The sequence below is a fragment of the Stenotrophomonas sp. yr243 genome, assembly GCF_900184195.1.
In the GTDB taxonomy this organism is placed as follows: Bacteria; Pseudomonadota; Gammaproteobacteria; order Xanthomonadales; family Xanthomonadaceae; genus Stenotrophomonas; species Stenotrophomonas lactitubi.
Genome location: NZ_FXWT01000002.1, coordinates 1 through 12766, shown reverse-complemented (window position 1 = coordinate 12766; position 12766 = coordinate 1). Strand labels below are relative to the sequence as shown.

The window sequence follows — 12766 nt, the reverse complement described above, 5'->3', positions numbered from 1 at the left end:
TCAGGTTATGCTGTGTCGATGCTCTATCTTGCTTCCCGCTCCCCCCGACGCAACCAGCTGCTGGCCCGACTCGGACGCCCTTTCCAGGCCTTGGACCTGGAGGTCGTCGAGCAGCGCGCGGCCTCTGAAAGTGCCCAGGACTATGTCTGCCGGGTCGCCGCCGACAAGGCGCGCGCTGGCCTGGCGCGGGTGCTGGCCGATGACCCGCAGGCGCGGGTGCTGGGCTCGGATACCGAAGTGGTGCTCGATGGCGACGTATTCGGCAAGCCGGCCGACGCCGCCGACGCGCGGGCGATGCTGGCGCGGCTGGCCGGGCGCACCCATCAGGTGATGACCGCCGTGGTGGTGGTGGACGCGCAGGGGCTGGACAGCGAACTTGTCGTTTCCGAGGTTACCTTCGCCGCGATCGATGCGGCCGACATCGCCGCCTACGTCGCCACCGGCGAGCCGCTGGACAAAGCGGGCGCCTATGCCATCCAGGGCGGCGCCGAGCGCTGGATCGAACATCTTTCCGGCAGCTACTCCGGTGTCATGGGGCTGCCGTTGCTGCATACCGATCGTCTGCTGGCCCGCTGCGGCGTGCTGGCCCCAACTGCTGATGCCGCCAGGGAGGCTGCCGATGTCTGAGGAAATCCTGGTCAATGTGACCCCGCGCGAAACCCGGGTCGCGGTGATCGAGAACGGCATGCTGCAGGAACTGCACATCGAGCGCGGTTGGCGCCGGGGTGTGGTCGGCAACATCTACAAGGGCAAGGTGCAACGGGTCATGCCGGGCATGCAGGCGGCATTCGTCGAAGTGGGGCTGGAGCGCGCTGCGTTCCTGCACGCCAACGACGTGGTGCGGCCGGCGCCGGTGGCCAGTGCCGACACCGAGAACACGACCCTGCCGCCGCCGTCCAGCGTGCCGATCGTGGAGCTGCTGCGCGACGGCCAGGACATCGTGGTGCAGGTGGTGAAGGATCCGATCGGGACCAAGGGCGCACGCCTGACCACCCAGATCAGCATTCCCTCGCGCTACATGGTGCTGCTGCCGCAGTCCAAGGTGGTGGGAGTGTCGGCGCGCATCGAGGACGAAGGCGAGCGCGCACGGCTGAAGGCGCTGGTGACCGAGCTGTCGGCCCAGCACGGCGGCTACGGCTATATCGTGCGCACCAATGCCGAGGGCCAGCCGGCCGAGGCCATCGCCGAAGACATCGCCTACCTGTCTCGGGTGTGGAACGTGGTCGAACGCCGCGGCCGCGAGGCGGCGTCGTGCAGCAACATCTACGAAGACCTGAGCCTGCCGCTGCGCTCGGTGCGCGACCTGATCCGCAAGGACGTGGACAAGGTGAAAGTGGACTCGAAGGAGACCTTCGCCCAGCTGCAGGCCTTCGTGGCCAAGTACATGCCGGTGCTGGCAGAGAAGATCGAGCTGTACAGCGGCGATCGCCCGATCTTCGACATGTTCGGGGTCGAGGACGAGATCGGCCGTGCGCTGGACAAGCAGGTGCCGCTGAAGTCCGGTGGCTACCTGGTGATCGACCAGACCGAGGCGATGACCACCATCGACGTCAACACCGGCTCGTTCCTGGGCCAGCGCAACCTGGAAGAGACGGTGTTCCGCACCAACCTGGAGGCCGCGCAGGCGGTGGCCAGGCAGCTGCGCCTGCGCAACCTGGGCGGCATCATCATCATCGACTTCATCGACATGGATGACGCCGAGCATCGCCGCCAGGTGCTGCGTACCCTGGAGAAGGCGCTGGCCCGCGACCACGCCAAGACCACGGTGTACGACTTCTCGCCGCTGGGTCTTGTGGAGATGACCCGCAAGCGCACGGTGGAAAGCCTGGAGCGCCAGCTGTCGGAGACCTGCCCGCAGTGCAGTGGCCGCGGCACCATCAAGACCACCGAAACGGTGACCTATGAAATCTTCCGCGAGATCACCCGTGCGGTGCGCCAGTTCGATGCCGCGCGCCTGCTGGTGATCGCCTCCAGCAAGGTGGTGGCGCGGATCACCGATGAGGAATCCACGGCCGTGGCCGAGCTGGAGGAGTTCCTCGGCAAGAGCATCCGCTTCCAGGCGGATGAGCAGTACCTGCAGGAGCAGTTCGATGTTGTTCTGCTCTGATCCAGGCCGACTGTTTCCCTTCGGTGGCCGATGAGCGCGCCGCCGCGCCTGCGACTGCGAAGGATCCGCCGTCATTTCATCGCCGCATGCGCGGTCGGCCTGGTCGGGCTTGCTCTGCTGGTCGGCACCCTCAGCCAGCTGCTGCCGCTGGCTGAGCGCCATCCGGACAGGATCGCGGCCTGGCTGAGCGCGCGCGCCGGGCAACCGGTGCGCTTCGAGCGCCTGGATACCACCTGGACCCGACGCGGTCCACTGTTGCAGTTGAAGGGCCTGCGCATCGGCGCGGGCCAGGGCCTGGCCATCGGCGAAGCCGAAGTGCTGGTGTCGATGTACAGCGGCCTGTTGCCGGGCCGCTCGCTGACCGAACTGCGCCTGCGCGGCCTGGCGCTGGATCTGCAGCAGGCTGCCGATGGCCGCTGGTCGGTGCGTGGCCTGCCGCAATCCAGTGCAGGCGGCGATCCACTGGATGCGTTGCGCCGGCTGGGCGAACTGCAGGTGATAGGCGGCCGCCTGGGCGTGCATGCACCTGCGCTGGGCGTCGACGCCAACCTGCCACGCATCGATCTGCGCCTGCGCGTGGATGGCGACCGCCTGCGGGTGGGCGTGCGTGCCTGGGCACAGACCGACGCCTTGCCGCTGACCGCGGTGCTGGACCTGGATCGCCAGCGCGGCAACGGCCAGGCCTGGCTGGGTGCCGATCCGGTTGATTTCCGCGCCTGGTCGCCGTTGCTGGCTGCCGGTGGCATGCGCCTGCGCGAGGGCAAGGGCGAGCTCAACCTGTGGCTGACCCTGCGAGATTTCGCGCCGGTGGCGCTGACCACCGATTCGGACCTGCGCGATCTGCGTATCGAAGGCGCGCCGATGCCCGGCATCGCGCGTCCGCAGATGCAGCTGCAACGATTGCAGGCGCGCCTGCGCTGGCAGCGGACGGCAGACGGTTGGGCGCTGCAGGTGCCGCGCCTGCGCCTGCAGGCCGATGGCAACCAGCAGCAGCTGGACGGCCTGCACGTGCGGATGGGCAAGCAGATGCAGGTGCAGGCCGGGGCGACGCAGGCGGGTACCGCGCTGCGCGCGCTGGCCCTCAGCGACCGGCTGGATGCGGGCCTGCGCCATTGGCTGTACCTGGCCAAGCCGCAGCTGGACGTGGCGCAGCTGCAGGTGCGCGGTCAGCAGGATGGCCCGTTGTGGGTACAGGGCGAACTGCAGTCGCTGGGCTTCGCCAGCGTGGGCAACTCGCCGGGCCTGCGTGGCCTGGGCGGCCGCTTCGAGGGTGATGCCGACGGCTTCAGCCTGCAGCTGCAGCCACAACGCCAGCTGCAGTTCGATTGGCCGACCGGTTTCGGCGTGCGCCATGACCTGCACCTGGCCGGGCAGATCGTCGGTTGGCGCGACGAGGGCGGTGGCTGGCGCATCGGCACCCCGGCGATGCGCGTGGAAGGCACCGACTACGCCGCCGACGTGCGCGGTGGGCTCTGGTTCCAGGGCGATGGCACCCGGCCGTGGATGCAGCTGGCGGCCAAGCTGGACGACGTGCCGATGACCGCCGCCAAGCGTTTCTGGATCCATTCCAAAATGAGCAAGGGCGCCACCGACTGGCTGGACATGGCCTTGGCCGGTGGCCAGGTGCGCAACGGCATCGGCCTGGTCAGTGGTGACCTGGACGACTGGCCGTTCGACAACAACGATGGCCGCTTCGAGGCCACCGGCCACATCACCAACGGTGACATCCGCTTCCAGCACGATTGGCCGTTGATGGGCCAGGTGGATGCCGATGTCGCCTTCATCGGCCCCGGCTTCCACATGCAGGGCCGCGGCGATCTGGCCGGCGTAGCGGTACAGAAGTTCGAAGCCGGCATCCAGGACTTCGGCCAGCAGCCGCTGTATGTGCGCGCCGACAGTCAGGGCGATGCCGGCAAGCTGCTGGCAATGCTGCGGCAGAGCCCGCTGCACAAGGAATACGGCGACACCCTGGACAACCTCGCGGCAAGTGGCCCGGCCAATGTGCATTTCGACCTGCTGCAGCCGCTGCACCATGACCAGGGCGGCGGTCACCTGCAGGGCACGGTGGACCTGGCGGGGCTGAAGCTGGTCGACAAGCGCTTCCAGCTGGAGTTCGACAACATGCGCGGGCAGGCCCGCTACAGCAACGCCGGCTTCGCCGCCGAGGAACTGGCGGTGCGCCACCTTGGCCAGGACGGCCGACTGAGCCTGCGCGCCGGTGGCTTCGTGCGTGACCCCAAGCTGGCCTTCGAATCGGAACTGGCCGCCACGCTCGACGCGGGCGTGCTGATCGACCGCGCACCGGAAATGGCCTGGCTGAAGCCCTACATCAATGGCACCTCGCCGTGGACCATCGCGGTGAACCTGCCGAAGGTCGCGCCGGGTGCGCCTGCGCCACCAAGTGAGCTGCGCCTGCGCTCGGACCTGGTGGGCACCCGCCTGGACCTGCCGGCACCGCTGCAGAAGCCGGCCAGCGAGCCGCTGCCGACCACCGTGGCCGCGCAGTTGCCGATGGGCGCTGGCCGCATCGACGTGGCATTCGGCCAGCGTCTGGCGCTGGCCGCGCGCAGCCACAACAACCAGACCGGCGTGCAGGTCACCCTGGGCAGCGACCGTGTTGACCGCGAACCGCCGCCCAGCGGGCTGACCATCAATGGCCGCAGCCCGACGCTGGATGCGCTGGAATGGATCGGCCTGGCCCGTGGCGCCGGTGGCGATGGCGATCCGATGCCGCTGCGCGCAGTGGACGTGCAGGTCGGCCAGCTGATGCTGATCGGCGGCGTGTTCGAGCAGACCCGCCTGCAGCTGCACCCCGGCCCGCAGGCGCTGGACGTGCGCCTGGATGGCCCCTCGCTGGCCGGCAGGTTGAACGTACCCAACGCCGATGGCGGCACCATCAGCGGCCAGCTCGATCGCGTGTATTGGCAATCATTGCCGACCCTTGCCGGAGCCACCGCGGCACCGGCGCGGGTGCAGGCCGGTGCCGACGACATGGACCCGGCCAAACTGCCGCCGTTCGCGCTGGACATCGCCGATCTGAAGTTCGGCAAGGTCGTGCTGGGCCAGGCAGTGCTGCGCACGCGGCCGATCGCCAATGGCCTGAGCGTGGAAGAACTGCGCTTCCGTGCCCCCAGCCAGGAGATCGACATCCGTGGTCGTTGGCTCGGCAAGGGCGGCGGCTCGCGCACCGCGCTTGATGCGCAGGTGCGCAGTGAAGACCTCGGCGGCTTGCTGCAGAACCTCGATTACGGCGGCCAGCTGCGCGGCGGCTCCGGCCATGCCCAGCTGCAGGCGTCGTGGCCCGGTGGTCCGTCGGACTTCCAGCTGGGCAACCTGCAGGGCCAGCTTGATGTGAATGCCCGCAATGGCCAGCTGCTGGAGCTGGAACCGGGTGCCGGCCGCGTGCTGGGCCTGCTCAGCGTCGCCCAGCTGCCGCGGCGGCTGATGTTCGACTTCCGCGATTTCTTCTCCAAGGGCTTCGCGTTCAACCAGGTCGAGGGCAGCGTGCAGTTCGGCGACGGCGTGGCGCGTACCGACAAGGTGCTGATCGAAGGGCCGGCAGCGAACATCACCATCCGTGGCGAGGCCGATCTGCGAAAACAGCAGTTCGACCAGACCATCGACGTCAACCCGCGCGCGGGCAACCTGCTGACCGTGGTCGGCGCGGTGGCCGGCGGCCCGGTAGGCGCGGCGCTGGGCGCCGCCACCAATGCGGTATTGTCCAAGCCACTGGGCGAGATCGGCGCCCGCACCTACAAGGTGACCGGCCCGTGGAAGGAGCCCAAGGTGGAAGTGATCGAGCGCAGCCGCGAACGCGCGCCAGCGCCGGCACCGCCGTCGCGCATACAACCATTGCCGGCCGTACCGCCGACCGTCACCGAACCGCCGCCGCGCTGAGCCCGGCGTCCCCGTTTCCCCCGGCGGACTTGCCTGGCCGCCTTCACACCCCCAGATCGAGACCATGACTGACAACGCCCTGACGCTTGCCCAAGATCGCCTGTTGCGCCCCGGTGGCCTGGATACCGCCGGCCTGGAGCGCACCTTCGGCCAACTGCTCGGCCCCGGTGTGGACTTCGGCGACCTGTACTTCCAGCACGCCCGGCGCGAAAGCTGGAGCGTGGAAGACGGCATCGTCAAGGACGGCGCCCATTCCATCGAGCAGGGCGTGGGCGTGCGCGCGATTGCGGGCGAGAAGACCGGCTTTGCCTATTCCGACGACATCCACGCCGGTGCACTGCTGGCGGCGGCGCAGTCGGCACGCGCGATCTCGCGCGAAGGTGGCGCACAGACCGGACGCTCGCTGCTGCGCGGCGATGCGCGCGTGCTGTATCCGGCGCTGGACCCGATCGACGGCATCGGCAACGAAGCCAAGGTCGAGGTGCTCAAGCGCCTGGACGGTTACCTGCGCGCGGCCGACCCGCGCGTGAAGCAGGTGATGGTCAGCCTGTCCGGTGGCGTCGATACCGTGCTGGTTGCCCGCACCGATGGTGTGCTGGGCGCCGACGTGCGCCCGCTGGTGCGGTTGAACGTACAGGTGATCGTTGAACAGAACGGCCGCCGCGAGTCGGGTTACTCCGGCGGCGGTGGTCGCTACGGCTATGAAGTGCTGTTTGCCGATGGCCGCCCGGAAGCCTTCGCCCGCGAAGCGCTGCGACAGGCATTGGTGAACCTGGAGGCGGTGCCGGCACCGGCCGGGGTGATGCCGGTGGTGCTGGGGCCGGGCTGGCCGGGCGTGCTGCTGCACGAGGCGGTCGGCCATGGCCTGGAAGGTGACTTCAACCGCAAGGGCACCAGTGTCTACGCCGGCAGGATCGGCGAGCGCGTGGCCGCCCCGGGCGTGACCATCGTCGACGACGGCACCCTGGATGGGCGGCGTGGTTCACTCAACATCGATGACGAAGGCCATCCGACCCAGTGCACCACGCTGATCGAGGACGGCATCCTGGTCGGCTACATGCAGGACAGCCTCAACGCGCGGCTGATGGGCGTGGCGCCGACCGGCAACGGCCGTCGCGAATCGTTCGCGCACATGACCATGCCGCGCATGACCAACACCTACATGCGCGCCGGCCAGCACGATCCGCAGGAAATGATCCGTTCGGTGAAGAAGGGCCTGTACGCGGTCAATTTCGGTGGCGGCCAGGTCGACATCACCAGCGGCAAGTACGTGTTCTCGGCCACCGAGGCCTACCTGATCGAGGATGGCCGGATCACCGCTCCGGTGAAGGGCGCGACCCTGATCGGCAACGGACCGGAAACCATGCAGAAGGTGCGCATGGTCGGCAACGACCTGGCCCTGGACGAGGGCGTGGGCATCTGCGGCAAGGACGGGCAGAGCGTGCCGGTCGGTGTCGGCCAGCCTTCGCTGCTGATCGAGGGCATCACCGTCGGCGGTACCCAGGCCTGAGCACGGCGATGGCCACAGCCACCGCCATGCCCGAGGAGGACTCAGTCCTCGTCGGCGTCGTCGACCGGCGCGTCCGCCTCGACATCCTCACCGGATGCCTTCAGGCCCAGCGCGGCCGGCAGCATCAGCGCGCGCAGCACCTGGAAGATTTCGCGGTAGGCGCGCGGCGGCTTGTTCTTGGCCTTTTCGGCCTGGGCGTTGCGCACCAGCGTGCGCAGCTGCTGGCGGTCGGCCTGCGGGTAATCGTTGAGCAGTGCGGCCAGCGCGGTGTCACCCTCGTTCATCAGGCGTTCGCGCCAGTCTTCGGCACGGTGCATCATCGCCACTTCGCGGCGACCGGTGTCGCTGTTGGCGTCCAGCGCATCGCGGATCGCGTCCAGCGCGGCATCGTCCTCGCGGCGCATGTGCTTGGCCAGGAACGCCAGCTGCCGCTTGTGCGCGATATGGGCGGTGATCCGCTTGCACTCGGCGATGTGCGGCAGCAGGTCCTCCGGGATCGGCAGGCGCGCCAGCTGGGCCGGGGTCAGCGACACCAGCTTCTCGCCCAGGGCCAGGACGTCGAGCGCATCGCGCCGGTTCTGGCTGCGGCTCTTGTCGTGGAATTCACCGGTTTCTTCGTCGCGTCCGCGCATCGTCCATACCTGATTTCAAAAAAAGTCGCCCGGCGTGATGCCGGGCCCAACCCGCACAGGATAAAGCATTGAACGTGATCGCCCCTGAAGTTGCCGTCGGCGACGACAGCCCGGCCCGGCTGGAACGGCTGGCCGACATCTCCCAGCAGCTGCTGCAGCGTGCCCGCGCGCTGGGCGCCAGCCAGGCCGAGGTCAGCTGCAGCGAAGACCGCGGGCTGGAGGTCAATGTCCGTCTCGGCGAGGTCGAGACCGTGCAGTCCACCCGTGACCGCGGCATTGCCGTGACCGTCTACTTCGGCCAGCGCAAGGGCAGTGCCAGCACCGCCGACCTGCATGAGGCCAGCCTGCTGGCCACTGTCGGGCAGGCCTGCGCGATCGCCCGCCATACCGAGGACGACCCGGCCGCCGGCCTGGCCGAGGCCGGGTTGATGGCCCGCGACTTCCCCGAACTGGACGGCTGGCACCCCTGGGAGCTGCAGGCCGACGAGGCGGTGGACCTGGCACTGGCCTGCGAGGCAGCGGGCCGCGAAGCCGATGCGCAGATCCGCAATTCCGATGGCGCCTCGGTGTCGAGCATGCAGAGCGTGTCGGTTTACGCCAATTCGCACGGGTTCATCGGCCGCGAGCGTGGTACCCACCACTCGATCGGCTGTGCGCTGATCGCCGGCACCGGCGACGGCATGCAGCGCGACGGCTGGTACACCGGCGCACTGGCCCGCGAGGACCTGGAAGATCCAGCCAGCGTCGGTCGCCGCGCCGCCGAGCGCACGGTTGCCCGCCTGCAGCCACGTTCGCTGCCGACCGGCAGCATGCCGGTGCTGTACGCGCCGGAAGTGGCGCGCAGCCTGGTGGGCCATCTGCTGTCGGCGGTGTCCGGCGGCGCACTGTACCGCCAGGCCAGCTTCCTGCTGAACAGTGTCGACCAGCAGCTGTTCCCCGACTGGATGCAGATCGAGGAGCTGCCGCACCTGCGCCGCGGCCTGCGCTCGGCCGCCTTCGACGGTGACGGTGTGGCCACGCGCGCGTCGGCCCTGGTCCGCGACGGCGTGCTGCAGCGTTACGTGCTGGGCAGCTATTCGGCACGCAAGCTGGGCCTGCAGACCACCGCCAATGCCGGCGGCGTGCACAACCTGCAGCTGGCGGCCAATGCCGGTTCGCTGCAGGAGATCGCCGCGCAGATGGGCAACGGCCTGCTGGTGACCGAGCTGATGGGGCAGGGGGTGAACGGGGTGACCGGCGACTACTCGCGCGGCGCCGGCGGCTTCCGCGTGGAGAACGGCCAGATCCAGTATCCGGTGGACGGCATCACCATCGCCGGCAACCTGCGCGACATGTTCATGGCCATTGAGGCGGTTGGCAGCGACGTCGATCCGCGCTCGCATATCCGCACCGGCTCGATCCTGGTGGGACGGATGACGATCGCCGGCAATGATTGATGCCATTGATGGCGTAAGCTAGGCCCGCCTGACGCGACCGGCTTGCCGCCGGTCGGTCAAGACCACCCAATAAAAAGGAGTTTTGTCGTGAGCGAATTCGAGAACGTCCCGGCGGCGACCAGCGTACCGGCCGACCAGCGCACCATGGCCCTGGCGGCGCATCTGCTGGGCATCTTCACCGGTTTCATCGGCGCACTGGTCATCTGGCTGATCAACAAGGATGACGCCAGCAAGGCCTTCGTCACCGACCAGTCGAAGGAGGCGCTGAACTTCCAGATCACCGTCGCCATCGCGATGTTCGCCTGCATCATCCTGACCTTCGTGGTCATCGGCGCGTTCCTGGCGCCGATCGTCGGCCTGCTCAGCCTGGTCTTCAGCATCATCGCTGCGGTGAAGGCGAACAACGGCGAAGCCTACCGTTACCCGTTCGCACTGCGCCTGATCAAGTAAGACAGGCTGTAAGCGGATACGAAAACGCCCGGCACTGCCGGGCGTTTTTTGTTGGTGGCGGCACGCTGCCTCAGTGGTCGCGTTCCACCGCCAGCGTGGCCAGCGCGCGCAGCGCATCGGCTTCTTCGTGATAGCCCGCCAGCGCCTGCTGCATGTGCGCGGACAGTTCGCGCAGCTGCGCCTTGGCCCCGTCCATGCCGAGCAGGGCAGGGAAGGTGCTCTTGTCCTGGGCCTGGTCCTTGCCGGCGGTCTTGCCCAGCTGCTCGGAATTGGCTTCGACATCGAGGATGTCATCGCGGACCTGGAAGGCCAGGCCGAGCGCATCGGCGAAACCGTCGAGCTGGGCCAGCACGGGTTCGGGCGCTTCACCGCACAGCGCGCCCATGCGCACGGCAGCGCGGATCAGCGCACCGGTCTTCAGCGCATGCATGCGGGTGAGGGCTGCCAGCGACTGCTGCTGGCCGGTGGCATCGATGTCCAGCGCCTGGCCACCGCACATGCCGGCCGCGCCGGAGGCATGAGCCAGGGTCTGCAGGCACGCCACGCGCAATGCCGCCGGCAGCGGCGCATCGGCCAGCAGACCGAACGCACGGGTCTGCAGTGCGTCACCGGCGAGGATCGCGGTGGCTTCGTCGAAGGCAATGTGGGTGGTGGGCTTGCCACGGCGCAGGGCGTCGTCGTCCATGGCCGGCAGGTCGTCGTGCACCAGCGAGTAGGCGTGGATCAGCTCCACCGCCATCGCTGCGGCATCAAGCTTGTCCAGCGGGGCGCCGAACACCTGGCCGGCGGCATAGACCAGCAAGGGGCGCATGCGCTTGCCGCCACCAAGTACGGAATAGCGCATCGCCTGGTGCAGCCGTTGCGGCGCATCGGCGGGTGAGGGCAGGGCGGCGTCGAGCTGGCTTTCGATACGGTCGCGCCAGCGCGCGAACAACGCCTCAGCCGTCATGGCTGGGCGGATCGAAGGGTTCGGCGGTTTCGGGCTGGGCCGGATCGCTGAGCAGGCGCACGCGCAGTTCGGCCTGCTCCAGCGCCTGCTGGCACTGGCGGTACAGACCGACACCACGTTCATAAGCACTGAGCGACGCTTCCAGGCTCAGCTCGCCGGTTTCCATCTGCTCCACCAGTTGTTCCAGCGATTCGAGCGACTGCTCGAACTGGGCGACCGGGGAGGCGTTTTCGGGGGACTTCTTGGCCATGCGACAAGTGTGGACGGCGCGCGCGCGAGGGTCAATTCACCAGCCGCCCGGATGCCACTGCAACTGTGCATTGTGTGCCTGCAGCCAGGCCTGCAGCGGTGCGGAAACAACCACGTCGGCGGCCGCCAGCAGCTGCTCTCGGTCGAACAGCAGGGGCAGCTGCGCGCGTCGCCAGGGCGCCAAATGTTCGCGCTGCAGGCAGTCCTTCAGCGCGGATGAATGCGTGCGGCCGGGCAGCACGATGCGTTCGCCCCCTTGGCGGGCGCGCAGTTGCAGCGGGTGTTCGAAGCCGTCCGCGCCGAGCAGGCGCAGCTGGCCGCCGTCGGGCAGCTGCAGCGGCGCGCGGCCGTCCCACGCCGCCTGCCAGTCCTTCGGCAGAGAAGGCAGCTCTGCCGGCAGCAGGTAGGCGTGCTGGCGCCACTGGCGGATGGCGTGCTGTTGCCAACGCACCTGCGATTGCCGATCGGCGCCGGCAACCATCAATTCGTTCTGTGCCTGCCGCAGTACGTGCGCCGGCAGCGGCGCTGCGTTGTGCTGGCGTACCCACGCACGCAGCACGCGCGCAGCACGTTCCGGGGCAACCTGGCGCAGCAGCTCCAGCGACAGTACCCGTGGTGCCACTTCCAGGTGAGCGAGCAGCTCGGCATCTTCTTCGTCGAGCAGCGCGCGGGTCTGCGCGCTATGCGCGGCGCTGCCCGCCAATGCGGCAGCGGCGTGTGGCCAGCGCTGGCGCAGCAGTGGCAGCACCCGCAGACGCAGGAAATTGCGGTCGGCGTGGTCGTCGCCGTTGCTGGGGTCTTCGATCCACTGCAGGCCGTGTGCGGTGGCGTAGGCCTGCAGCCCGCTGCGAGGCACAGCGAGCAACGGCCGCCACAGTCGCTGTCCGTCGAGCTGGCTGTCAGCGGTCATCGCCGCCAACCCATCGATGCCCGAGCCGCGCAGCGCGCGCAGCAGGAAGGTCTCGGCCTGGTCGTCCTGGTGCTGGGCCAGCACCAGGGTTTCCGCAACCTGCAACTCGGCGGTGAATGCCGCACGGCGTGCCAGCCGGGCGGCACCTTCGATGCCATGCCCGCCCTCACGCGTGACCTGCACGTGGTGCACGGCCAGCTCGATGCCCAGCGCAGCACATTGCTGCTGGCAGTGGCGCACCCAGTCATCGGCAGCGGGTTGCAGGCCGTGGTGTACATGGATGGCGCGCAAGGGCGTGCCGGCGGCCTGCGCCGATCGCCACAGCCAGTGCAGCAGCACGGTCGAATCCAGGCCGCCGCTGTAGCCGACCAGCAGGGGTGCATCCAGCGGAATGAGGGTCGGGAAGGCGGTCACGGCGGCAAGTATAGGGTGGGTGGGTGAGCCGGCAGGGCTACGCCCTGCACCTGCCGACGCCAGGGCAACGGCAACGGCAACGGCAACGGCCAAAGCAACAGCGGGCTATCCGTGGGATGGCGGGGTGGGTCCGGTTGCGGGGGACGCCGTAAACCCATCCATGGGGGCTTGGCCGCGGCATCCATGCCGCGGACACCCCCGCAACCGGACCC

10 protein-coding genes are annotated in these 12766 nt (G+C 68.8%); 6 read left to right on the top strand and 4 right to left on the bottom strand.

All coding sequences use genetic code 11. From position 1 onward, the window contains the following. Nucleotides 1-18: 18 nt before the first annotated feature. The 4 genes from QOL57_RS06900 (at nt 19) to tldD (ending at nt 7514) form a co-directional block, all read left to right on the top strand. Nucleotides 19-627: a Maf family nucleotide pyrophosphatase gene (locus QOL57_RS06900; RefSeq protein ID WP_089236369.1), complete on the top strand. Its 609-nt coding sequence runs from the start codon at nt 19-21 to the stop codon at nt 625-627. Continuing rightward, nucleotides 620-2107, top strand: coding sequence for a ribonuclease G (gene rng / locus QOL57_RS06895; RefSeq protein ID WP_025879287.1), 1488 nt, complete (start codon nt 620-622; stop codon nt 2105-2107). Before QOL57_RS06900 ends, rng begins: the two co-directional genes overlap by 8 nt. 30 nt (nt 2108-2137) lie before the next feature. Next, nucleotides 2138-6004 (top strand): YhdP family protein, encoded by a 3867-nt coding sequence (locus QOL57_RS06890; RefSeq protein WP_089236368.1) that lies wholly within the window; start codon nt 2138-2140, stop codon nt 6002-6004. A gap of 64 nt (nt 6005-6068) precedes the next feature. After that, nucleotides 6069-7514 (top strand): metalloprotease TldD, encoded by a 1446-nt coding sequence (gene tldD, locus QOL57_RS06885; RefSeq protein WP_089236367.1) that lies wholly within the window; start codon nt 6069-6071, stop codon nt 7512-7514. Between the two features lie 41 nt (nt 7515-7555). Here tldD and yjgA read toward each other — a convergent pair whose 3' ends face one another. Then, nucleotides 7556-8146, bottom strand: coding sequence for a ribosome biogenesis factor YjgA (gene yjgA / locus QOL57_RS06880; protein ID WP_089236366.1), 591 nt, complete (start codon nt 8144-8146; stop codon nt 7556-7558). 68 nt (nt 8147-8214) lie between these two features. Here yjgA and pmbA point away from each other — a divergent pair, with 68 nt between their 5' ends. Both pmbA and QOL57_RS06870 read left to right on the top strand, forming a co-directional pair. Next, nucleotides 8215-9582, top strand: coding sequence for a metalloprotease PmbA (pmbA, locus tag QOL57_RS06875; RefSeq protein ID WP_089236365.1), 1368 nt, complete (start codon nt 8215-8217; stop codon nt 9580-9582). 87 nt (nt 9583-9669) lie between these two features. Continuing rightward, complete coding sequence (locus tag QOL57_RS06870) at nt 9670-10032, top strand: DUF4870 domain-containing protein (protein ID WP_089236364.1); 363 nt, start codon at nt 9670-9672, stop codon at nt 10030-10032. Nucleotides 10033-10102: 70 nt separating this feature from the next. Here QOL57_RS06870 and QOL57_RS06865 read toward each other — a convergent pair whose 3' ends face one another. From QOL57_RS06865 to tilS, 3 genes are read right to left on the bottom strand one after another with little or no spacing between them, the layout of a single operon-like run. Beyond that, nucleotides 10103-10981, bottom strand: coding sequence for a farnesyl diphosphate synthase (locus QOL57_RS06865; RefSeq protein WP_089236363.1), 879 nt, complete (start codon nt 10979-10981; stop codon nt 10103-10105). Next, a complete protein-coding gene (locus QOL57_RS06860; protein ID WP_006381978.1) occupies nt 10971-11231 on the bottom strand; it encodes an exodeoxyribonuclease VII small subunit in 261 nt (86 codons plus the stop codon). Before QOL57_RS06860 ends, QOL57_RS06865 begins: the two co-directional genes overlap by 11 nt. A 36-nt stretch (nt 11232-11267) precedes the next feature. Continuing rightward, on the bottom strand, nt 11268-12554 hold the full coding sequence (gene tilS / locus QOL57_RS06855; RefSeq protein ID WP_089236362.1) for a tRNA lysidine(34) synthetase TilS: 1287 nt from the start codon (nt 12552-12554) through the stop codon (nt 11268-11270). Between the last annotated feature and the right edge of the window lie 212 nt (nt 12555-12766).